The sequence below is a fragment of the Rufibacter latericius genome (genome assembly GCF_003721515.1).
Lineage (GTDB): Bacteria > Bacteroidota > Bacteroidia > Cytophagales > Hymenobacteraceae > Nibribacter > Nibribacter latericius.
On sequence record NZ_RJJD01000007.1, the window covers coordinates 20185 to 42814 of the forward strand.

The 22630-nt window shown below is 46.3% G+C and carries 17 protein-coding genes; 6 read left to right on the forward strand and 11 right to left on the reverse strand.

Annotated elements, in window-relative coordinates; translation table 11 throughout:
- Positions 1 to 286: 286 nt before the first annotated feature.
- The gene (gene corA / locus EFB08_RS11625; RefSeq protein WP_123127143.1) at positions 287 to 1237 is read left to right on the forward strand and encodes a magnesium/cobalt transporter CorA; all 951 of its coding nucleotides are present in this window, start codon (positions 287 to 289) and stop codon (positions 1235 to 1237) included.
- Between the two features lie 543 nt (positions 1238 to 1780).
- Here corA and EFB08_RS11630 read toward each other — a convergent pair.
- Complete coding sequence (locus tag EFB08_RS11630; protein ID WP_165864870.1) at positions 1781 to 2506, reverse strand: hypothetical protein; 726 nt, start codon at positions 2504 to 2506, stop codon at positions 1781 to 1783.
- Positions 2507 to 3218: 712 nt separating this feature from the next.
- Between EFB08_RS11630 and EFB08_RS11635 the strand changes: the two genes are divergently transcribed.
- A complete protein-coding gene (locus tag EFB08_RS11635) occupies positions 3219 to 4625 on the forward strand; it encodes a S8 family peptidase (RefSeq protein ID WP_227006308.1) in 1407 nt (468 codons plus the stop codon).
- Between the two features lie 200 nt (positions 4626 to 4825).
- Here the strand turns inward: EFB08_RS11635 and EFB08_RS11640 are convergent, their stop codons facing one another.
- The 3 genes from EFB08_RS11640 to EFB08_RS11650 form a co-directional block, all read right to left on the reverse strand.
- Positions 4826 to 6802: a cellulase family glycosylhydrolase gene (locus EFB08_RS11640; RefSeq protein ID WP_123127145.1), complete on the reverse strand. Its 1977-nt coding sequence runs from the start codon at positions 6800 to 6802 to the stop codon at positions 4826 to 4828.
- An 801-nt stretch (positions 6803 to 7603) separates the two neighbouring features.
- The gene (locus tag EFB08_RS11645; protein ID WP_227006309.1) at positions 7604 to 8359 is read right to left on the reverse strand and encodes a class I SAM-dependent methyltransferase; all 756 of its coding nucleotides are present in this window, start codon (positions 8357 to 8359) and stop codon (positions 7604 to 7606) included.
- A gap of 298 nt (positions 8360 to 8657) precedes the next feature.
- Positions 8658 to 9674 (reverse strand): SDR family NAD(P)-dependent oxidoreductase, encoded by a 1017-nt coding sequence (locus tag EFB08_RS11650; RefSeq protein WP_227006310.1) that lies wholly within the window; start codon positions 9672 to 9674, stop codon positions 8658 to 8660.
- Between the two features lie 482 nt (positions 9675 to 10156).
- Here EFB08_RS11650 and EFB08_RS11655 point away from each other — a divergent pair, with 482 nt between their 5' ends.
- Complete coding sequence (locus EFB08_RS11655; RefSeq protein ID WP_123127146.1) at positions 10157 to 10879, forward strand: pseudouridine synthase; 723 nt, start codon at positions 10157 to 10159, stop codon at positions 10877 to 10879.
- A 36-nt stretch (positions 10880 to 10915) separates the two neighbouring features.
- Here the strand turns inward: EFB08_RS11655 and EFB08_RS11660 are convergent, their stop codons facing one another.
- The 4 genes from EFB08_RS11660 to EFB08_RS11675 form a co-directional block, all read right to left on the reverse strand.
- Positions 10916 to 12871, reverse strand: coding sequence for a T9SS type A sorting domain-containing protein (locus EFB08_RS11660; protein ID WP_123127147.1), 1956 nt, complete (start codon positions 12869 to 12871; stop codon positions 10916 to 10918).
- Between the two features lie 157 nt (positions 12872 to 13028).
- Entirely contained in the window at positions 13029 to 14105 is a 1077-nt protein-coding gene (locus EFB08_RS11665; RefSeq protein ID WP_123127148.1) for a DUF4145 domain-containing protein, read from the reverse strand.
- A gap of 230 nt (positions 14106 to 14335) precedes the next feature.
- The gene (locus EFB08_RS11670; protein WP_062545387.1) at positions 14336 to 14527 is read right to left on the reverse strand and encodes a cold-shock protein; all 192 of its coding nucleotides are present in this window, start codon (positions 14525 to 14527) and stop codon (positions 14336 to 14338) included.
- Positions 14528 to 14715: 188 nt separating this feature from the next.
- Positions 14716 to 15744, reverse strand: coding sequence for a glycoside hydrolase family 43 protein (locus tag EFB08_RS11675; RefSeq protein WP_262707481.1), 1029 nt, complete (start codon positions 15742 to 15744; stop codon positions 14716 to 14718).
- Positions 15745 to 15877: 133 nt separating this feature from the next.
- On the opposite strand from EFB08_RS11675, the gene EFB08_RS11680 reads away from it, so the two are divergent.
- Positions 15878 to 16210, forward strand: a complete 333-nt coding sequence (locus EFB08_RS11680; RefSeq protein ID WP_123127150.1) for a hypothetical protein — start codon at positions 15878 to 15880, stop codon at positions 16208 to 16210.
- Positions 16211 to 16459: 249 nt separating this feature from the next.
- On the opposite strand, the gene EFB08_RS11685 is transcribed toward EFB08_RS11680, so the two are convergent.
- Positions 16460 to 18505 (reverse strand): DnaJ domain-containing protein, encoded by a 2046-nt coding sequence (locus EFB08_RS11685; RefSeq protein WP_123127151.1) that lies wholly within the window; start codon positions 18503 to 18505, stop codon positions 16460 to 16462.
- Positions 18506 to 19001: 496 nt separating this feature from the next.
- On the opposite strand from EFB08_RS11685, the gene EFB08_RS11690 reads away from it, so the two are divergent.
- Positions 19002 to 20123: a PAS domain-containing sensor histidine kinase gene (locus EFB08_RS11690; RefSeq protein WP_123127152.1), complete on the forward strand. Its 1122-nt coding sequence runs from the start codon at positions 19002 to 19004 to the stop codon at positions 20121 to 20123.
- A gap of 236 nt (positions 20124 to 20359) precedes the next feature.
- Here EFB08_RS11690 and EFB08_RS11695 read toward each other — a convergent pair whose 3' ends face one another.
- Both EFB08_RS11695 and EFB08_RS11700 read right to left on the reverse strand, forming a co-directional pair.
- Positions 20360 to 20575: a hypothetical protein gene (locus EFB08_RS11695; protein WP_125077719.1), complete on the reverse strand. Its 216-nt coding sequence runs from the start codon at positions 20573 to 20575 to the stop codon at positions 20360 to 20362.
- Positions 20576 to 20910: 335 nt separating this feature from the next.
- Complete coding sequence (locus EFB08_RS11700) at positions 20911 to 21147, reverse strand: hypothetical protein (RefSeq protein WP_125077720.1); 237 nt, start codon at positions 21145 to 21147, stop codon at positions 20911 to 20913.
- Positions 21148 to 21583: 436 nt separating this feature from the next.
- Between EFB08_RS11700 and EFB08_RS11705 the strand changes: the two genes are divergently transcribed.
- A complete protein-coding gene (locus tag EFB08_RS11705) occupies positions 21584 to 22606 on the forward strand; it encodes an alcohol dehydrogenase catalytic domain-containing protein (protein ID WP_123127155.1) in 1023 nt (340 codons plus the stop codon).
- Positions 22607 to 22630 lie beyond the last annotated feature (24 nt).

Sequence of the window (22630 nt, forward strand, 5' to 3'; positions counted from 1 at the left end):
TTTGTCCCTTTATAAATTCTGGTTTTAAGCTTTAATAAGAAGGAGTAAGGCCTTATTGCAGAGGTGGAAACCAATTACGCGCTGAGTTCTAAAACGAAGAAAGTCCTATAAGGCAACCAATTTTTCCCAGTTCAGGTAAGAATGTACCGCTTGTTTCCACTCTTTCTATGCGATAGATGCGAACGCGAAATAGTCAGCTTGCAAACAAAAATCTATAAGTTTGCAGCAGGAGCAGACGCTCTGACCAGGTATTCCGAGGGGTGAGGCACATACTAGAACAGCAGCGATGATTAGAGGCTTCTATATAAAAGGAGGAGAGATCTATTGGGAGAAGAATCCCGAGAATTTTCATACCGAGGAGAAAGGGCGCATTATCTGGGTTGATTTGCAGTCACCCACCGACCATGAGCAACGGCTGGTGGAAGAGGAGTTCGGGATTGAGTTTTTCACCCAACAGGAAGCCGCCGAGATTGAGAGTTCTTCCCGCTACTTTGAAGATGACAACATCTTTGAGGCCAACAGTGCCTTTGTCATGCACCAGGAGGGTTCCTATATTACTCGGCAGGTTTCTTTTATCTTAAAGAACGAGATCCTCTTCACCCTGCGCCGCACAGAAATGAAGTCTTTTGGGGAAACGGTACGTAAATTGAAAACCTTCCGGAGTACCACCACCAAAGCCTTCCAGATCTGGCTGCTCCTCCTGGAAACTCAGATTGACTACGACGCAGACTTTATCGAGCTCCTTACCCGCACCACCAATGTGGTGAGTAAGCGCCTGGTGAAAGAGCAATCCATTGAAGAGGAAATCCTGATTAGAATCACCGAACTCCAGGAAAACACCATCCTCATCAGGGAGAGCATCGTGGACAAACAGCGGCTGGTGTCTTCCTTGCTCCGCAGTTACGCTGTGGAAGAACCCGAGAAAGAACGGCTCCGCACCATCATCAAAGACATCAACTCGCTCCTGCAGCACACCCAATTCAGCTTTGAACGCCTGGAGTACCTGCAGAATACCTTTCTTGGTTTAGTGAACATCGAGCAAAACCAGGTCATCAAGATTTTCACGGTGATGACCGTCGTGTTTATGCCGCCTACCTTAATTGCCAGCATCTACGGCATGAACTTCAACTTTATGCCGGAACTCCGCTGGGTGGCGGGTTATCCTTTCGCCCTGGGTATGATGGTGCTTTCTTCTTTGGCGTTTCTTTGGTATTTTAAAAGAAAGAAATGGTTGTAGAAGAGAGTTGATTTTCTTCAAATTTCTATTCTACTAGTATATAATAACCTTAATAGCTCACCAACGATCTTAAGCACATGTCCCCTTTGAAGGGAATAGGGGGATGGCTTCTTCTGCTGCTGATACCTTTTTTCAAGGGGTTTTAATTACCATGGTTCAAATCTGTAACTTGGACCTACCACGGGCTGAGTTTTGCAAATCAGTGAGGCGATAGCCTCAAACCTCTTGTATGGGTACTGACTTTCTGCTCCCTTTTTACAAACTCCGGGGCTGGAGTCGCCGTGTGCGCGCGTTTGTCAGGTTGATCCTTGATGCTCAACCTAACTAAAAGAATTAAGCAGAAAAGAAACTCGCTGACGCTCAGACAGCCTTTTCTGCAGTAAAAAGTGACACCACGTTGCCGTTCTGGCCATTTCTGCTTGATAAATTGTTGTAGGTTTTGGTTTGTGCTTGGGGTGAGATTTTTGTTTTCCTCTCCTCGCTTTATAAGGGTTAAGGTGAAAAGAATATTATCCTGACTTAATCATACCGCTAAAAATAAAATCAATCTTCAGCTTCCTCGTCTGAGCTAAAATCCTCTTCCTCCTCCAAAAACAGGGTATCCTTGGGAAGAAGTTGGTTTAACAATTCCTGGTGCTTGGGGTCGTAAATGAGTTCGCCCCGAGTGAGGAACCGGTTAGTGTCTAATAAAACCTGGTAGATGGGGGTGTGCACGTGTTTGGGGATTTTTAAGATCCGTTCGTCCCGTTTATCGAAGGGGGTAGGTATTTTAGAATCATACAGGTAAGGGAGCAGGGTTTTAGAGCAACTCAGTGCGATACGGTCTATTGGGTGCTCTTCAAAGTATTCCTGAAGGCGGCCATTGATGTTCTCGAAGAATTCCGCGGTTTCCCCCAGCCGGACCCGTGACCCCGCCCTCGATTTACCTTTTGTCTTCAGGTACTTGATCTGGCTTTTCCCTTGCTTTTTCCGGACCATGTACGACCTGAATACTTTGTGATCCAGGTTCACGCCGTTTTCAAAATACCCCATGGCGCAGTTGCCAGCCTGAATAAGCACAACTACATAATGAACCCTTACTTCATCAGGGTAGGTAAGGCTTTGCAGGGGAGGCAAGGTGATAGGGAGCCGCAAATAGACTTGCTCATTATTCTTTTCATCTAGCAGCACCAATCGATGTTTCTCATAATCATAGTGCGTGGGCAGCGCTAAGTCCTGAATCTTTTGCAACACCTGAAGGGCAATCTCCTGTGGGAAAAATCTGTTCATAGAACCTGTTAACGAAAATCAAGGGGCACGAAGATGGGCAATGAAAAGCTAAATTCTTCCAGCTAAGGTCGTGCCTGCCGAAAACTATGGTTTAAAGCCTTGTTTTAGAAACCGGGCTTAAAAAGCTTTTGCATCCTTAGGCTTTCAAGTTGTAACGTTGGAACCTGTCTAATTGTGAATGTTAGAAAGAATTGTAAAATATAAGAAGCAAGGAAAAGTAAAAATATTGCAAAAACGTGATTATCTCATCTTCTTCTTAAGTGTTGTTTTTATTAAAATGGATTTAAGGTTTTAAATACAGGATTTTACATGTTGTAAGTAGCCGCTTCAAAACAAACAACCTGAAATAAAGGAACTCTGAAGATTTGAGAGGTTAATTAAGGATTAGGAAGGTATAAGCAGGCTTCAAAAAGGCTAAAATGGTGGTGTGTAGGGTATTGAGAAGAAAAAAATAAAAAAAAATTTAAGAAAATTTTAAAGGGTATATAACTTAATATAGAAGAATACTATGCTTGGTAAAGGTCTAGGAAAGAGGAAAAAAGAAGGAAGGAACTTGGAAAATCAAGTTGATTGTAAATAGGCAAATTGTGTTTTTACGTTGGTTTAGGAATATTGGTTTCAAATTAGTTTGTAGTTTTCCAATTTTGATTGAATACATTTGCAGTGTCAAGTAATTGATTATTCCTATTTTTCATCCATCCTACAAACAATCATGAAGAAGAAATCACTCACATTCGGAAAGGTTGCCGTTGCCGCGACAATGTTTTCAGTTTCTTTTTTGACTGCCTGTGAATCAGATCAGTTAATGGAGAGCGAAGAAGTGACAGTAGCACCTCAGCAAGCGGATGCTCGCTTTATCGATGGCCAGGAAGTTGTGCCTAATGAGGTGTTGATCCAATTCAAAGAGGGTACATCTGAGAGTGCCAAAGAATTGGTTTTAGCCCGCGTGCACGGTAAAGCCAAGGAGAAACTCAACAGCAAAGCCATTGAGCGGTTAGGAAAGAAAGAAGCCCTTACTTTGGTAGAAGTGTCCGGTGCTGCTGCTGATGCCATTAACAAACTGAAGCATGAGTCAGTGGAGTTCGTGGAGCCGAACTACGTGTACCACCACCAAGCCACCACCACAGAACCTTTCTTCACAAACGGCCAACTTTGGGGCCTGTACGGTGATCTAACTTCACCTAAGAACGTGTATGGCAGCCAGGCCGGTGAAGCATGGGCTAAAAACCATACCGGTTCTACCTCGGTGGCCATTGGTATCATTGACGAAGGGGTGCAAACTACTCACCCAGACCTTCAAGGCCAAATCTGGGTAAACCCTTTCGACCCGAAAGACGGCAGAGATAACGACGGTAACGGATACATTGATGACGTGAACGGTTGGGATTTCGACGCGAACAACAACTCTGTGTATGACGGAGGAACCACTGGCGGCCAAGATGACCACGGAACGCACGTAGCCGGTACCATTGGTGCCAAAAACAACAACTCTGGCGTGGTAGGTATTAACTGGAACGTGAAAATGATCGTTTGCAAGTTCCTGGGACCAAACGGCGGAAGCACTGCTAAGGCAGTAAAAGCCCTTGATTACCTCACCGACCTTAAAAACCGTCACGGCATCAACATTGTGGCCAGCAACAACTCTTGGGGTGGCGGTGGCTACTCTCAGGCTCTGTATGACGCCATCAAACGCGCCAATGCCAAAAACATCCTGTTCATTGCTGCTGCCGGTAACGGTGGAAGCGACGGACGCGGTGACAACAACGATGTCGTAGCCAACTACCCTTCTAACTTCAACCTGCCAAACGTGATTGCGGTTGCCGCCATTACTTCATCAGGTGGAAGAGCTACTTTTTCAAACTATGGCGCTAAAACAGTACACATTGGAGCCCCAGGCCAGTCTATTTACTCCACTACTGCCTATAACTCTTACTCAAACTACAGCGGTACTTCCATGGCAACTCCGCACGTAACCGGTGCAGCAGCTTTATATGCCGCTTCTCACCCAGGTTCAACGGCAGCAGCTATCAAGAACGCTATCCTGAGCAGCGCAACCCCTACTTCTTCTCTAACCGGAAAAGTGGTAACTGGTGGTCGCTTGAACATGAGCAACTTCTAGGAAATCAGCTTATAAACGGAAAGGCCGGCCTGAATCATCAGGCCGGCCTTTTTTTGTTAAGGATATTGTTACGAGGTAGCCCACCTTTATTTCCTATGGAAAGGGTGGAATTTCAAGCCCCTTTTTAGAAAAACAGGCTTGAAACGAAACTGCGGTAAGTGGATCGAAATGAGGTTTAACCTTTGACCTGAACTTCGGCTTTACCTCTGAAGCATGACTTTGCGGGTAATGAACTGCCCGTTGGGTTGTATGACTTTTATAAAGTACGCCCCGGCCGCAAACGAAGCCGTGGAGAGTTCAAGTTTACGGGTGAACCTGGCCCGGCAAACCAGAGTGCCCACGCTGTTGCGCAACTCCGCGGTGAGAGTGCCGGGTAGGGTGGTTTCCAGAAGCAGGAATCCGGCGGCTGGGTTAGGATACACTTTTATTTCCGCTGAAGAAAGCGAGGTTTGTACTCCCGTCACTGCCCCCGAGAAAACAGAGGGGTCATAGATTTTGGCGGTATCCTGGTCCGAAATCACGAGGTTATCGAACCAGAGCTTGGTTTGCCCAAGCGGAGCGTGCTCAGCGGTGATTTCCAGGCGATCGATGCTGGTCCAGTCAAACTTGCCTTCGGGGTTGAACCAGGCATTGTCCCAGGAGCCTTTCTCGGTGAACGAGTTCAGCGGAAGGCGCACATGGTGCCAGCGCCCGTCAAAAGGAACCTGCTCCGGCGTAATGGTGATGCCAGACCGCCAGGGATGATCAGAGGGGTCAGTGGTTTTGGTGTCAATGAACCGCAGGTCAAAGCTTACGGCCGGTGCGGTTCCCCGGAAAAGGAAATCAACGGCGTAATTCTCCTGCTTCAGTTTGGAAAGGTCTTTATCAGGGGTAAAATCAAACCCGATGCTGCTGTACTGTTCGGCCCCGGTCCAAGCCAGGCTGTAGCGCCCGTTGTTAGGCTTCTGATCGAAATAAAAATCCAGAGGCCCGTTGCCGAAACTGCCGTTCTGAATGTTCTGGCCCAGAAAATCGGTGTAGATGGGAAAACCTTTGCCCTCTGGTTGTTTTACGTACGGCGTTTGGGGAGGAACGGTAAAGCCTAAAGCCTGCAACAAGGGCACGTTCAGGTCGTGCTGGAACAGGTCAGAGCCACCTTTGGTAAACAACCCGAAACTTCCGTGGTAATCCCAACTGGTCCAGCCTATTTTCTTTTCCTCCAGGTAGCGGCGCACTTCATTGTACCAGAATACCCGGTCCTCGTTTCGGCTGTTGTCCTGAAAAACACCAAACTCTCCGCAGTACACCGGCACCTTCCGGGCTTCCTTAAACTGCGCGGCAATGTCAATGAGTTGTTTCACCTTGGCTACGGTGCCTTCCTGCGCATAGTTGTTGTAAGCGCCTTCCATCCAGGAACCCCGCAAACTGTTCGGAAAGGCAGGCATGTCCTGGGCCCGATATGGGAACGGCATGTTGGCCAGCGGCAAAAGCGAAGGAGCTACCCAGGTGGCTCCCTGGTGGGTGAACAGAAACGGATCGTAGAAGTGAAAGGTGTAGATCAGTTTATTGTCTGGGTACACCGGCACCTGGGCCAGGTTCTGGTAGCTGTTGAAATTGGTGGCGCCTACTATTAAGGTGTGCCGGGTATCGTGCCGGCGGATAACCTGGATGATGCGGCCTTGAATGGCGTTCCACTGCGCGTCTGAGATACCATGGGGCTCGTTCAGGATCTCGAAGTATACCTTGTCAGAGCGGTCTTTGTAGTGTTGCGCCATCTGGGTCCAGACTTTCTCCAGAATTCCCTCCACTGAAGGTTGCGTATTATCCAGGGGATCAAAGGAGTGGTTGTCCAGGATGAGGTGCAGGTCCAGTTCCTCGGCCCAGGTCACGGCCTGGTCCAAGAAGGAGAGAAACAGCGGGTCTAGGGTATAGTTCGGGGCACCTTTGGTCATGCCGTGCAGGTTGATGGGTAACCGGATGACATCACAACCCAGGCTTTTAATCTGCTCGAAATCTTTCTTAGTATACCTGGAAAAGGAAATCTGCCGCGCGCTGTTGGCCTGAAACCAATTAGAAAGATTTACACCCTTTTTGAACGGTGTTTCCTGGGCGAAAACTGGAAAATGAATCAAAAAAGCCAATAGGAGTGAGGCAGGCAGGAGCCAAGCCTTGAATTTTCGGGTAAAACGCTGTTTCATAGGTAAGGTCTTCTCTTTATTAAGTTTGTTCCAGTTGTTCTAAAAAGGTTTAAGACGCCCGTGTTTTCTGGCTAGAATTTCAAAAACAGCTCTAAAACCCCTTCTGGCAAATTATCTTAGCAGGCGCTCCTTCCAAGAAAGTTTTTTTTTGAAATGTCATTCCCCGAAGGACTTTTTTCTTCCTGAAATTAAGCCTCTATTCTGACATTAACAGGAAGGGTTCATCTAAATATATAAAAAGTATATAGTTACTCCGAACAGGAATATGGCTCAAAAAACAAAAGGATTTCTCCGGAGGAAAGGGCTTAAATGGTGAGTTCTCGCTGAAAGGTGCTATTTGCTTTTGATAAATTATAAGTTAGGCCTCTATGGTTTTTTTCCTTTGAAGATCGCTTTTAAATTCATCAATTAGTGAACGATCAGTTTCTAACCCACACGAGCAAGCATGAAAAAATGTAATCTGAGTTTTCTTCATGCGACAACACCACCGAGGGTTAGATTGCGTTAGCAGCTAATACCTCATCGGGCATGAGTTTGAATTTTAGCGTTTTTAAATAACAGGTTGTTTAAATGGGAAAGCCGTCCTGATTTAACTCAGGGCGGTTTTTTTTACCTGATGTTTACAGCTCTAATTTCTGAAAAGAAAGGAAAATCAGAAGCCCAAGATGCATTTCCCTTTACGCTTAACTGAAGCTTTACCGTTCTCACTTTGGTTAATTTCTGCTTTCCCTAAGGAGTCGTTTAGAGGCTTGTTTTAGAAAAAGAGCCCCACAAAACAATTGAGTTCTACCGGACCGCGGGTTACTTTGCCTTTTCATACAACAGGAAATGCTGAATGGGTAAGAAGTTCTCTTGCCGCGCCAAGGTAAACCCATTTGCCTGTAGTTCTTTGTTCACCTGGGCCACGCTCATCTTGTGCAGTTCCTTGATGGGCACCGATGGGTCCTCGGCACGATATTCCAGCAGCAGGAGTTTGCCAGTAGGCTTCAGGGCCCGGTGCAGTGCCTGCAGCATCTCGCGGGGATATTCCAGTTCATGGTACACGTCTACCATCAAAGCCAGATCCACCGAAGCCTCGGGAAGGTTGGGCGACTGGGCGCTGCCTTTCACCACACTCACGTTGGAAAGTTGAAGTTCCTTGGCTTTGGCTTCCAGCGCCGCTACAAATTCATCCTGCACTTCTACCGCGAACACCTTGCCTTGCGGTACCAGCGGGGCGATCCTGAACGTGTAGTACCCTGTACCCGCGCCAACATCGGCCACTACCTGGTTGGGTTGCAGGTCTAACTTCTGAATGGCCAAGGTGACGTTTTCTTCCTTCTGCCGCGAATCCCGTTCAAGCCACTCGCCGCCAGAGGCAGACATGACGTGCGCAATCTCTCGGCCCAGGTACACCTTGCCGGTGCCATCTGGGTGCGCGGCTTTGGAGACATATCCCGAAGAAGCTGCTTTCTGGCTTTTTACCGGCTGCGATTCACAAGCCGTGCACAACAAAATCCCTAAACCGTAGAAAAGGAGTTTAGTTAGATAGGCCGGGCGAAGGGAGAATGCGTTCACGATAAAAGCGCTAAGGTTAAAAGATACTCTATAAACGAAGGCTATGTTCCAAAGGCTACTCTGATGGCAGAGCACCAACTCTGAAGGAGGGGCAAGTACGTTTTAACCCAATTTTCCAAAAAGCAGGCTGAAAACTGAAGCTTAGTATAAAGGCAAAACCCATTTCCATCAGAAAAGTTATTTTTGTAGAAAGCGGTTCCCGTCCATCCGTTTTGAACCCGTTTTCGCAAAACTGACCCAAAAACAGGAGGCACTGGAAAAAGACAAACCTTCCCCAGTGCTTCCTTATTGAATAACTTTATTGTTTCTTCTGTTGCTTGCGCTGGCGGTTTTCTTCTCTCATACGCGGCCGGACCCCATCATCCACGCCTCTTCCCGATGACATGGGCTCGTGCACTGATCCTGGGGTAGGAGGATTGGGAAGTCCGTTTTTCATCTGCGATTTATGGATAACGTTGGCCGAAATCCGTTCGGTGAGGCGCGGAAAGTAGCGGTGCGACATCCAGGCGGCTTTGGCTTTCCAACCCACCGGACGCTCATTCCGGCCCCGCAAAGTTGCCCTGATGGTAGAATTCACGACTTTGCTGGGCGGGTCCATCATGGCCATGCGGGGCGTTTTCCCGCTGTAATTGGCTGCATGGCCCCAAAACGGGGTGTCCACTGCCCAGGGTTCTACCGTCACCACCCGTATGTTCTTGTGCCCGTTCAGCCGTAATTCCTGGCTAAGTGCCTGCCCAAAATTCTTGATACCTCCCTTCGTGGCCGCGTAAGAGGCATGGTAGGCCAATGGATTCACACTTTCCACCGAGCCCATGTTGATGAGGGTGCCGTACCCCTGCGCCCGAAACTGCCGGATGGCGGCATAACTTCCGTAGATCACGCCTTTCAGATTGACGTCTACAATGCGGGCCTGGTCTTCCAGCGGTATGTCCCAGAATTTCCCGATGCCGCCTACTCCGGCCATGTTGATCCAGACGTCTATCTTGCCGTATTGCTGCAGCGTGGTAGCCGTAAGGCGTTGCACATCCTCGGGTTTGCTGATGTCCATAGGAACTACCAAGGCTGTTCCGCCGGCTGCCCTGATCTGGGTCGCGATTTCCTCCAGCAACTCCCCTCGGCGGGCAGCCAGCACCACATTGGCTTTGTAGGCACCTAATTTCTCGGCCACGCCTCGGCCAAATCCGCTGGAAGCCCCTACAATCACCACCGTTTTCCCGGCTATTTTCTTCTGGCCCGATGAGCCCAGCTCTGAGGTGGCGCAGCTACTCAGAAATACTCCCAGCACCAGGAGCAACAAGAGGTGGCCTCTTTTCAAAATTCGAAAAAGAATCTTTTTGGGGTTCTGCTTGGGATGCTCTGGCACTTCGGTTGTTTTCCTTGAAAAAGGAAAGAGTGGAAAAGCAGGGGTATTCCCTGGTAAAAGGTTCATCATGGGGGAAATTTAAATGGTGGAATGAGTCTTCAGGCAATTGCCTCTACCTCAGGATTTCCACGGGAGAACTGGGAAAAGGTTGTGAAGCCCTCAGCTCGGATATCCCGATACCAGGTAAGCTCCATACTTTATTCTGGATTTATCTCACCGGAAATCACTTCCTTAATCTCATGAAGCCTCAGGAACGAAATCCTTTGAAGAAGGAGCATGGAGGATCACTCCTATAAGGAAGCCCCTTGTTTATTTTGAATGGCATAAAGACCGGAATGTTATGTTGAACTTCAACCTTCGTATTTCAGGTACCCTTACCTTTGCAGAGGTTTCAAGCCAGCTACTTTCTTTATCGCAATTCCTTTTCGTTTAAAATGAAATCCCTAACGTCTTCCTTGCAGCATTTTGTGGTTCAGAGAGGCAGGCTGTCAAACAAAGAAGCAGTACGGTGCATTGTTTCGGGTAAGGTGCTGGTGAACGGGCAGAAAGGCCAGCTGCAGCAGGTGCTTCACCCCGAGGATGAAGTGCAACTAGACGGAAAGGTCCTGAAAGCGCCCCAAACATTTACGTATCTGGCCTACTACAAACCCCGCGGCGTGGAATCTACCCTCAACCCGAACATCCAGGACAACCTGGCCCAGGCCCTAAACCTCCATGTGCGGGTGTTCCCGGTGGGGCGGCTGGACAAGGAATCGGAAGGGTTGATGCTGCTCACCAATGACGGTGCCCTCTACAACCGCATCAGCCACGCAGAAAACCATCAGGAAAAGGAATACGTGGTGACGGTTGACAAGCCCTTGACACTTGAGGCTTTAAATAACCTAGCCACAGGTGTGGTCATTATGGGCAAAAAGACGCGGCCTGCCCAGGTACAACAGATAGGAGAGAAGGCGTTTTCCATTGTTTTAACCCAGGGCCTGAACCGACAGATTCGGCGCATGTGCTATAAGCTGGGTTATGAAGTGGAGCGGTTGGTACGAGTGCGGATGGTCAATATTGGATTGGGGGAGTTGCAGCCGGGAGAGTGGCGTGAGTTAAGTAATTATGAATTTGATTGTAAAAAAAGGTTCAAGGCAGACATTCCGTACACACCTTAAACCTTTGGTTAAAGTTACCCAAACTTAAGTGATATTCTATTCCTTTAACACTCTAACATTTTTTCGTTCAGAGCCATATATCAATTCACATAGATACAAGCCTCTTGGTAAATGGCTTATGTCAATTTCTTTCTTTAATTCCTTCTTATCTTTTAAAGTATAATTAAAAATTAAAGGTCCATTACTGCTGTAAACATTCAACGTAAAATTGCTTGGTTTATTAACTTTTACTTGCAAAGTAATCTTGTCGGGTGAAGGGTTTGGGTAAGCTATTAATTGATCTTCTTCAATCAAATCCTTCTTTGTTATTTGAGTTTCTTTGGAACAATAGGTATCTGAAATAACAACTTTGAAAATACCGGTAGTATCCGTTACAATATAAGAACGTGTACTATCTTCTAGCAATATATTGTTATGGAACCATTTGTAAGTATAGTCTACAGATGCGGGTGCATAAAGGGTGTCATTGCTTTCATTAATTGAAAAGCTTTTTAGAGTTGAAAACTGCACAATAACCGGCTTGGCCCAACTTCTCATTTGGTCAATGGTTTGCGTAACATAGAAGGTGTCAGTCTTAGATAGTACAGGAGAAAAAGTATTTCCCTTAGAAATAGGTACCTGTAATGCGGGAGAGTCATACCAGGTTATTTGCTCACCTATTGCTTTTAGTTCAGGGATTTTTTGGCCATCGCACACTGGATACAAAGAAGGAACCACTGGTTTATAAGGACGCTGAGTTGTTGTACTACCCGTATTTAGCTTTGCCACAAAGGTGGTGGAGGGTTGGGAATAACTGTTTCCTATTACTCCCAATCCTTCAACCATTGAACTCCCAATAGCATAAAGATTACCCTTGTTATCTAAACTGATGCCCATGAGGTACTCGCTCACGCTTAGTTTGACTTCTCTATTCCAATGCAGTTCTCCATCAGGCCCATATTTTTCCAGATGGAAATCCATTTCGGTTCCTCCGTAGTTACCAAAGCTGGTTCCTCCCAGATAGATGTTACCCTCATAATCAGTGGCAATGTCTTGGGGTATACCCTGGTATGTTTTTCCTTCCTTTATCCAGAGCAAATTGCCCAGTGCAGAGAACTTAAATAGCTGAGGAGTAGCCTGTGAACAACAAAAACTTGCCATACCTGCTACCACTACTTCATTTGTCTCAGTTAAGGAAACCTGTGGAATAATATTGACTAAATTAGGGATCTGTTGAGCCCATTGCGCCTGACCATCAGTATTGATTTTTGCCAGGAAGGTTTTGTCCTGCCAACCACCTCCATTAGCAACCTTGATCCCATCAAAACTTAGATTGTCACAGGCGAATAGCCCGGTGATATAACTGTTCCCCAATGCATCAACGGCTATATCGCCTCCAGAAGCCCCGTTGCTGTGACATGTACTTTCAAATACTTTCAACCAAACCGTTTCACCTTCTAAGGTTAGTTTTGATAGAAAAACTCCATTGTTGAATTTTGGAGACCAACCAGTTTCACCAATTACATAGATATTTTCTGCTTGGTCAAGTGCAATGCTTTTACCATAACCATAAAACTCATTATTAAAATTATTTGACCAGGTCAGGTTGCCTAAAGTATCATACTTAGACACGAAAATTGACCCACCAATAGTACCGGTAAGATAGAAGTTGCCTGCCTCATCTAAGGTAATAGCAATTCCATGTGCGTAAGAATCACCTGTTTCTAAATCATGCAACCATTGGGCATTACCTTCCGGATCTAATTTTGCCAAGTAAATCTTACTATTGTAAGAAGAAGAGTTTACCAGAGTAAATTCACCTAATTTAAATGATCCAGTGTAATAACCTGCTATATATACGTTCCCTGCATGGTCTGTCACTATTTTACGATCAGCATCAGACATTTGGTGGTTGCCCTTTGCGTTTACTACCCAAGTCCAACTTTGTGCATAAGTCTCTAAACTACTTACAACTAAAAGGAATATGAATACAATTTTGTAAAGGTGTTTCATGTTGCGTTGATTTTTACTCTAGTAAAATTAAGAGACTAAATTTTTTTAATGTAATGTATTTGCGTCTAGAGAGAAAAATAGTATTCTTTTATTTTTTCTGACATAAGCCTGCGGCGGGCAATCAGTAAATCTTGGTAATGCTGCACACTTACGCCTCCTAAGAATGTAGGAACGGCGTTTTTTTTAAGTTTTCATTCAGCTCCTGACCTGATGAAAGACCGGTTAGCTGTAAGTTCTGTTCTTGAATTTGGTCGGTGATAATTTGGAAGTATTCTGCTGGTGATTTGCTACCTACTTTTATGTTAATCTCGGTTTGCATGTAGGCGGAGTTTGCATTCTGGTTGTACTTGCCTCTGTCCAGCCCGTTCTTCTTCAGGTATTCATTAGGAAACAGGTGATGAATGTCTCCTTTATGTGTAATTAGGTCTGCTACCGTGATGAATATGGAGAGAAAACCTTTGTCATTGGCTTTTACTTGCCCGGCCCGGAACACCAGAAAGGATGTGCTACTGGCTACCGAGGTATCTAAACTCTGCGGCAGGGAAGCGGACCAGAAAGCTTCTGAGAGCTCGCCCTGTTCTTTTTCAAGCAGATACTCGGCGAAAGTTTTTCTGGAAATTTGCTTGATATCATAGTCAAACACACTTTCAGGGATCTTTATCTTACTGGCCGCTTTCTCAGATTTCTGCTGAATAACATGTTGCTGTTCTTCTGGTAAAACAGTTGTCTCGCGTTCCTCCAATAGTTGTTTAAACTGCTGCTCCAGTTCTTTGTACTCTTGTTCCAGCACAAGCAGCGCATGGCGGTTATCCAGGTTCTCAGGTACATGAAACTTAACCCCTGAAATTTCTTGAGGAGCACAGACATAGGTTTCATAAAACCACTTGCTTAGTTTAAAGGCAGAAATTGGCCCATGCTTAGCATAATAAACCGTAGCCTTGTTCTGGTGCACCGCCACATTGCCTTTATCTTTGATGTAAAAGAGCAGATCTTTGTTATTAGAAGGCAGCACTCTCTCATACTCAAGCGTCTTGAAGCGGTTATGAAAGGAGTTCTCATAAGGAAACTCCAGTGCATGCTCCTCAAAAAGCTTTTCAGTGAGCCTTTCCCCAAGCAGCCGGATCTTGAAAAGTGAAGTTACAGGGCCCTGGAATAGGTGAAACTCTGCTGATTGTCCAATGTTTAATAGAATAGGAAATTCTTTTTCTAGATAGCTAAAGTTGGGATACGACATATTGCGAGAGGCTCAGTTGATAAAAATAGAATTTTAATTTGTATTGCTAAATATTTGAAAATTGAAATTCAGTACTATGGTGTTGTAGAAATAGAAATATAAAAGATTTAATTACCTAAAGGGATGAAGATGTGGGTTTATTTCAAAAGCTTTAAAGTAATGAAATGGCAATAAAAAAGCCTCTCCTTGTGGGAGAGGCTTTTAAAGCAATCTGTCTTTATAGCGAAAGACTAAGCCAGTTTTACGTTGGTGGCGTTTAGTCCTTTTCTTCCTTCTTGAAGCTCATAGACTACCTCGTCGTTTTCTCTGATTTCATCGATCAAACCAGACACGTGTACGAAGTACTCTTGATTTGAATTGCTGTCTTTAATGAAGCCGAAGCCTTTATCATCATTAAAGAATTTTACTGTTCCTTGATTCATATTGTTGTTATTATACTGTAATGACACTCCTATACGGGGAATCGTTCATTATAGCTGGAAGATAAACCAGATACTTTCAGAAACCTGGTTTGGAGCCATTCAAGGCAGAAAGACAGGCAAACTTTTTTCGGGAAGAACTTTCATGGTAGTGCCAGCAGCCTTTTCCGCAGGTGTAAGAAAGTCTAGGGCTACCTTTTACTCAAGGGCAAAGGTTTAGGAGTTGTACTGGGGCCTTCCACTACCAGACGGCCGTCTGGTTCTATGTGCATGGGATCAATGAAAACCACCCGCTCTTCGCCTGAGGCAGTGGTGCGGCCATGGTAGACACAGAACATCTTTTTGCCGTCCGGTGAGTACGCAATGCTGTTGTGGCCTGTTCCGGTAACTTCGCCGCCCTGTTCGGTGTTCTTTTGCAGCACGGGGTTGTTCGCCGCCTTGGTGTAAGGACCCAGCGGATGTTTGGCTGTGGCGTAACCAACCGCGTAATTCTTGCCCCCGAAGAAGTTAGCCGAGTACATCATGTAATAAGTGTCGCCGTGCTTGAAGGTAAAGGACCCTTCGGTCCAGCGGCGATTCACTTCTTTGGAAGTAACCGATCGGCTTTCCCACTCGGCTTGGGTATCGTTCATGGTCACCGGTGGCCTGAGTAGCAGGACCGGCTCTCCGATGACCCCGCTGAAATCGGATTTCAGCTCCACGCCATAGACCCAGCTTTCCTCCACCTCCTTAAACGTGCCGTTTTTCCGGGCCCAATCGGCAACTTCGCTTTCAACAGGGTGTTCATAGGCGCAGCGCGAGTAATACAGGTACATTTTGCCGTTGGGCTCAAAGTACACGTTGGCGTCAATGATAGGATAACCCGGATCAAAGATGGGTTTGTCTGCGATGTTCTTGAACGGACCCGTGGGTTTATCGGCCACGGCAACACCGATCCGGAAATTCTCTTCCTCGTTGCCGGGGTTGTGGCGCCAATCGGCGGAGTAAAACAGGTAGTATTTGTCTTTCACTTGGTAGACCTCGGGAGCCCAGAAATTTTTCACGTCCCAGGAGCCGGAGGTATTGCCAAAGAAAACCTGTCCCTCGCTTTTCCAGTTCACCAGATCTTTGGACGAGTACGTCGCGAAACCCTCCTTAGCCCCGCCACCCGTACCGTACATATAATAGAGTTGGCTGGCCGCATCATACAACACATAAGGATCTCCGAAGGCAACCTTCAAAGGGTTTTGGTATACGCCCGTTTGCACCTGGGTAGCAACTCCGGGAGCCTGTGTTGGTTGGGCAGGCTGGCAGGCAGCTATCCCCAGGCCAAGGGATATTATCAGAAAGCTTTTTCTCCAGATCATTGACAAGGTGAGGTTAGGACGAATTAAAAATAAGAAAAAGAAAGCAGCACCGAAAGGGGAAACCAGAGCCGAAATGGATGGTAAAAGCCTGTATTATAGAGGTAATGCAGAAAGAGAGAGGTGTAACCAGGAAACCTTACAAGATTTTTCTTTTTGTTTTAGGCCTCTTTTGCCGAAAGAAGCACCAAATCAAGTTGCCCGTTTAGAAACACCTTTTTTTATTCCAGTAACTCCAAATAGACTAAAGGCACCAATTAGGCAAATGGAATTGGTTCAAGAGGGAATAAGAACACAACTGCCGCTTTACTTTCTTTTTACCACTTCAATAAAGGGGAAATAAGCCACAGAGCGAAATATTGAGAAATTCCCAAACCAATTACATTTTAAACCTGATTTCCGGAAAGGAGGCAAAAAGGAGAGGCAGGTGATTGTTCCTGCCTCTTGTTGATTTACCTTAAACACCTTCTCTTAAACAGCTTCTCTTTGGTATGTCTACCTTATTTGCTAGCATAGGACTTAAATTTTGCCTTGAAATTCAAAGCGACCCTAAAGCGCTAGTCGGTCTTTTTCGCGGCTTGTTCCTAGTCACTTAAAAGAAGCTCTTGATTTTAGACATGCTCAGGATTTTATCTTTCACCACGAAGTTGGCTTTGGCCAATTGGCGGCCGTTTTCATCGTAGATCTCCACGCGGTGGTCTCCGGCCACGAAGGTGGTATCCCGGTCGCTGCCCCAACCTGAAAGGTACAGGTACTCATTTTGGGGACTATAGCTGAGGGTGGCAGAAAAAGAGTAGCCCGTAGGAGAGGACTTCGGGTTGAAGTACAGCTGACCGTTGGGTTTCAGGTATTTCACCAACACGTTCAGTTTACCGGGTTTGTCAGCGAGCACGGCAATTTTCATGCGGCTGAACATGTACTTGATCTCGGAACGGTCAAAGGAGTTGCCGTACTCATCAGGTAACGCGGAGTTGAAAAAGTCCATGTGCTCCACCAGGAAAGGCTGAACGCGGGCCAGGTGCGCATAGCGGCTTTTCACCGAAACGATGTCTTTCTGCAGCTCGGTTACTTTTAGTTGCTGAGTGGCTTTTTCTTTTTCAAGTTCCTGTAGCCTGGCCTGAACCGACAGTTTCTGGCTGGTTTCCTGCTCCAACTCCCGGGTTTTCTTCTGTAATTCAATTTGTCCAGCGGCTGATGCTTTCTTTTGCTCCTCCAGTTGTTTCTGCAGTGCTTGGTTTTGGCTGTGGCTGGTCTCCAACGCTTTGGCTTTACCCTGCAACTCAACCTGATCTTTGGCGGCTTGTTGCTCCAGTTTTTGAAGTGCGGCTTGTCGTTTGGTTTCTTCCTGCGCCAGGTTTTTCATCTGTGTCTGCAGGCCTTGAATTTGCTGGGTGAGTTGGGAATGCTCCCCGGTTTTCGCTTTCAACTGGGCCTGGTACCCTGCGGTTTCCTTCTGCAGGTGCTGTACTTGTTCTTGTAAAACCTGCTTAGCCTTGATTTCCGTTTGCAGTTGCTGGGTTTTGCTATCCAAGGCTTCGTTCTGGCGGGTCGCTTCCGTTTCCAGAGCCTGTATTGTAGCACGCAGTTCCTTCTGCAGGGCTTTTTCCTGTTGCAATTGCTTGGTTTTCTCCTGCAGAACCTGGTTCAGTTGCTCAGCAGCCATTTCCAGGTCGTGTACTTTGTTTTGGAGGGCTTGTTTTTGGGTCGTGATTTCCAGAAGCTGAGTTTGCTGCTGGTGGTTCTTCTCACCTTTTGGGGCGTTTAGGGCCGTGGATTGGGGCTGCTGTTGCTGGCGTTTCTCCTGGTCCTGTAATTGCTCCTGCAGGGTTTTCCGGTGCTGTAAAGCCAGGGCCAGTTCTTTGGCTTTGCCTTGCAGTTCGGTTTTCACCTGCTCGTTTTGTTTTTCTAGTTCCAGGAGGCGGGCTTTCTGTTTGTCAGATTCCTGGGCTAATGCCTGCAGTTCTTTCTCCCGGATGGGCAATTGGGCGGCTTCCAACACCAGGGACTGTATCCGTTTCTCCAACGCTTGTTTCTGTTCTTTCTCCCGAGCCAGTTCCTGGGCACAGCCAGAGGTCTTTTCCTTGACGGTTTTCAGTTCCTGCTCCAACTCCTGTATTTTGCGCTGCAGTTCTGAAGGTAGGGGACCATCCTGTGTTTTAGAACCGGCAGGCTGGCTTTTTTTCAAAGCGGAGGTTTGCTGCTCCAGCTCCTTCACTTTGTTTTGCAAGAAACTTCGTTCGCTCTTCACCTCAAACAAAGCCCGCACAAAATGCTCCATTTCCTGGTTCAGGGACTTTTTCTCCGCCAGCAGTTGGTTGTATTGTTCGGTTTGGTCGCGCAGCCGAAGTTCTAGCTTGCTCACCTGGTACTCCAGGTTCTTGATGTTGCTGGGCATGACCGGGGCACTGGCAGCAGTAATGGTGGGCCTGAACCGGCGGCTGTCATACTGGCGTTTCTTTTCCTGATCAGATAAAATCTCGTAAGCCTCTTTTACTTCCTTGAAATACTCTTCAAAGAAGGTTTCCCCCTGATTCAGATCTGGGTGCACCCGCTTTGAAAGTTTCCGGTAAGCATCCTTTATTTCCAGGTGCGAGGCCGTTTCCTTTATTCCAAGTAGTTGGTAGTAGTTCTTATTCATCCTTGATTTTATCTGGTATATTCAATAGGTAATTTTATTCTTCCAAATGCCCAAAAGGGACTTAGGGAACCCTTTTGCTTTACTAATTAGTTTTTCGACCTTCTAATATAGTTATAATTATAAAATTTCAAAATATTATTTTACAAAATACATGTTTATTACTTTTCTTCGTCATTAGGGAGAAGAATAAAGTTAATTCAGGAAATGGATTGATTTTTTTAGCCACAGGTCTGGAAAGGCCGGGTTTTTACCTTCCTGAATACGTTTTACTCTCCACCTTTTCCGTCAAGAATATCCATATATTTTATGGAAAATTCTTTTTTAGGAATTGCCCCTGGAACGAGGTACTTCCGTTTAGGGCTTCGTTCCCGATTTTAAGGCTTAAAGCGTGTTAAACCAGAAAAAGGAACCTGTAATAGTACTTAATCAAACATTTTACACTGTTTTTAGTAAATGGAGGTGAAATGTTTCCCGCCTATACTCTGAGCTAAACCGCATGTCTTCACTACAAGGCCATCCTGAACTAGCCCTTGCCTTGGTTGAACAAACCGGACAAGCATTTTTTGTCTATTCCATCCAGACGGGCAGTTTCTTTTTCCGAAGCTCAGCCTTTCTGAGTTCCTTTCAGATTCCGGAAGAACACTCGGGCCCTGACATGCTGTTTTCTATGGTGCACGAAGAAGACAAACCCTATGTGCAGGAACAACTATCGCAGGTGCTCAGCAAACGGGAGCTTGCCACCCTGGAGTTTCGGTGCCGGATTTCAGGGCAGGAGGAGCAATGGGTGTGTATGAAAACTTCTGCCAGAGGAGAAGGCGCGGAGCTAATGGTGATGGGGCATGTAGAAGATATAACTTCACAACGGATTTACAATGACCACCTCAAGCGCTTTTCCAATAAAAAGAACTCGGTGCTTAACATCCTGGCTCACGATCTGGCCGGCCCCTTAGGCATGATCCAGAACCTTTCTGAGATGCAAGCGGGGCAGTTGAAACCTGAGGACGACGGCGACACCCAAGAAGTGCTGCAACTCATTGAACGGATCAGTCGGCAAGGCTCTGACTTGCTGCGGGAGTTCATGAACCAGGAATTCCTAGAGTCCTCGCATACTGATCTGGTGACCCGTCGGGTAAACCTGGTGCAGAAACTTGGGGAGATGCTGGAGGAGTATAAGAATGTGGGCGGCGAACTGATGGGCCAGACGGTGAGTTTCAGCTGCAGCAGCCAAGAAATCTACGCTGATATTGACGATCTAAAATTGGCGCAGGTCATCACCAACCTGATCTCTAACGCGCTAAAATTCACGCCCGATGGTGGGACCATTGACATCCGGCTGGAAGAGGAACCTGACTCTGTGCTGGTAACCGTAGCTGATACCGGAGTTGGCATTCCCCGGAAGTTTCATGCCACCCTTTTTGATAAATTCACTCAAGCCAGAAGACCGGGCCTAAGGGGCGAGAAAACCATTGGGTTGGGCATGTCCATCGTGAAAACTATCATAGATTGGCACCACGGAAATATCTGGTTTGAAAGTGAGGAGAACAAAGGCACTACGTTCTACATCCGGTTACCTCGAAACCCTAGCCAAGTGGCTCAAAAAAAGCAGCCTCTTTCATAAAAGCAACCTGTTGTTTTGGGGCTGTTTTCTATAAAAGAGGCTTAAATCTTCTTCCCAACGCAAGCTATTGCCCCACTTCGTTTTTCTACTGAGGAGAGTTAGCCTGTTAGTAGGAAGATTTACTTGTAGTTCAACACCCTGAAAGTGTAGAGTTATGCTTTAGAAGAAGTTGAAGCAAGGTGAATAGATCCGTCACCTGCTTCTCGACCTGAAGTGTCTCCTGTTAGCCTTGTTTTTTAGGAAGCAATGCGGCGCGCCCGGCTTACTCCAGATCTGGTTAAGTACAGCAAAGGCGGATCATTCAACGGACTAATAGCAACCAACCCTTCTTCGGCCAGTTCTTCGGAAAGGGTCAGTACAAAGGGCAGCGGAAGAGCTGTCTCTTGCGCTATATCTCCGGAAAGGGTAGGGTGGTCATAAGGCTCCTGTTGAGTCCCTACTCTTGCCAACATAGCGGTTAATATAGTATCCTTTTTCTCCATTGTGCCTCCCCCAATAATTATTTTGGCAAAAATGAACTTAGGTTATTTTGTTGTTATGTATTTCCCTATTCAATACACTTTTAAATAGAGGCACTTGTTAATCCTCTTTTTGCAAAGTAACTCAGTGGCTCGGTTATTATTTTTTGATTATTTTAAACCTCTTTTCTGGAAACAAGGCCTTAAACATGGGCATTTATCGGTGAAAGAACTGGTGTTTTCTTCTTCTATTTTATCTAAATGCTCTTTTGTATAAAGCATTTCTTCTTCTGATAGAAGAGGAGGTTCATCTGTTTTGGTTTTCTCTCTTATCTATGGGCATCTGAAACCTGGCTGGCCAGAATGTAGCAAGAGTCCACGGCGTTTTCCCTTACGATGAAAGCAACTGGGTTACAGTCGTTTTCAATCTGGTCTTCCTGTGGAAAATAATAGATTATGGATATGCCAAACAGGTTACACTCCTTGGAAGTGAGTTTAGGGGTATAATGGTCCAGAATAATTTCTAAAACCTCCTTTGAAACCTGTTCCTTCGCATAATTTACCATGCCCATTGTACTACAAAATGCGTGCTACGATTTATTCCATAAGCAATATTGTATTTTGTTAAGTCATTTACAAACCTAATTTTAACTTAAAAGTATTATACCTGATAGGTTATAAATTCCTGAATACAGATTAGACTTCTAAAGAGAAAGGAGGACACCAAAATCGAGCCAGTTTTTAAGTGAGGGTTTACTTTGGAATTCTATTTTGAAATTAATCAGGGGCTGTGAAAGGAAGGTTCGTTCTTTTTAGTATTCATTTTCCGATTAATTTCTCTTGATTTAAATTCATTTTGTTGAAAACAATCGGAATTAGTACTTCGGTCCTTTATAAATACTTCTGTCTTAAACCTGATTCACTTTTATAAAAAGAAAAATTGTGTCTTCCTAAACTCGACCTCCTTTATCCGTTAAAAGCACTGAAAACATCCATTCCTTTATGCTTGAACGTCTGGTTTACCGCATGCCAAAAGCGGGTTCCCTCAAATACTTGACCCTAGAAAAGGAACCCTTGGAAGCTCCCACCGTATTGGAGGTGTGCGTGCGAGTAAAAGCCATCGGGCTCAACTTCGCAGACATCTTTGCCATGCAGGGCCTTTACAGCGCAACACCCAAAGGATCGTTTATCCCAGGGTTGGAATTCGCAGGGGAGATTATGGCGGTAGGGGAAAGCGTGGAAACCTGGAAGGTTGGCGATCGGGTGATGGGCGTTACCAGGTTCGGGGGCTATGTCTCTCACCTGAACATTCATCACCACTACGTAACCGCCCTTCCCGCTGATTGGAGTTTTGAGCAGGGGGCAGGTTTTCTGGTGCAGGGCCTTACAGCCTATTACGCGCTTACCCAGTTAGGGAACCTGCAGAAGGGAATGAACGTGCTCATCCACAGCGCTGCGGGTGGAGTAGGCCTTCTGGCCAACCGCATCTGCAAAAAGGTGGGAGCGTACACCATTGGCACCGTGGGGCAGCAAAACAAACTGGATTTCCTGCGCAGCGAGGAAGGCTACGATGCGGTGCTCTTGCGGGATGGTGCTTTTCAGGAGAAACTTCGGGAGGCGCTGGGTGTGCGTCCGCTCCACCTGATTATGGAGTGTATTGGGGGCAAAATCCTGAAACAAGGCTGGAACGAGCTGGCTCCCATGGGTCGGATGGTGGTGTACGGTAACGCCAGTTTTTCCAGCCACGGCGCTAAACCCAACTACCCGCGGCTTTTCCTCAAGTTCCTGCAACGACCCAAAATAGATCCCCTGAAGCTACCCGCCGAAAACAAATCCCTGATGGGTTTCAACCTGATTTACCTGTACGAGCAAACCGATCTCCTGCACCAGCTTCTGGCCGAACTTCAGGACCTCCAATTGAAGCCCCAGCACATTGGTCATGTGTTTCCTTTTGAGGCCTTGCCCGAAGCCATCCGCCTGTTCCAGGTAGGAAAAACCATTGGCAAAGTAGTGGTGACGGTGTAGCTGCCTTTTCAGAAAGAGTAGATA

Coding starts and splice junctions, on each gene's coding strand:
- EFB08_RS11630 (WP_165864870.1), bottom strand. CDS start 2,506: ATGAACAGATTTTTCCCACAGGAGATTGCCCTTCAGGTGTTGCAAAAG.
- EFB08_RS11670 (WP_062545387.1), bottom strand. CDS start 14,527: ATGAATCAAGGAACAGTAAAATTCTTTAATGATGATAAAGGCTTCGGC.
- corA (WP_123127143.1), top strand. CDS start 287: ATGATTAGAGGCTTCTATATAAAAGGAGGAGAGATCTATTGGGAGAAG.
- EFB08_RS11705 (WP_123127155.1), top strand. CDS start 21,584: ATGCTTGAACGTCTGGTTTACCGCATGCCAAAAGCGGGTTCCCTCAAA.
- EFB08_RS11635 (WP_227006308.1), top strand. CDS start 3,219: ATGAAGAAGAAATCACTCACATTCGGAAAGGTTGCCGTTGCCGCGACA.
- EFB08_RS11700 (WP_125077720.1), bottom strand. CDS start 21,147: ATGGTAAATTATGCGAAGGAACAGGTTTCAAAGGAGGTTTTAGAAATT.
- EFB08_RS11660 (WP_123127147.1), bottom strand. CDS start 12,871: ATGAAACACCTTTACAAAATTGTATTCATATTCCTTTTAGTTGTAAGT.
- EFB08_RS11665 (WP_123127148.1), bottom strand. CDS start 14,105: ATGTCGTATCCCAACTTTAGCTATCTAGAAAAAGAATTTCCTATTCTA.
- EFB08_RS11685 (WP_123127151.1), bottom strand. CDS start 18,505: ATGAATAAGAACTACTACCAACTACTTGGAATAAAGGAAACGGCCTCG.
- EFB08_RS11640 (WP_123127145.1), bottom strand. CDS start 6,802: ATGAAACAGCGTTTTACCCGAAAATTCAAGGCTTGGCTCCTGCCTGCC.
- EFB08_RS11690 (WP_123127152.1), top strand. CDS start 19,002: ATGTCTTCACTACAAGGCCATCCTGAACTAGCCCTTGCCTTGGTTGAA.
- EFB08_RS11695 (WP_125077719.1), bottom strand. CDS start 20,575: ATGTTGGCAAGAGTAGGGACTCAACAGGAGCCTTATGACCACCCTACC.
- EFB08_RS11655 (WP_123127146.1), top strand. CDS start 10,157: ATGAAATCCCTAACGTCTTCCTTGCAGCATTTTGTGGTTCAGAGAGGC.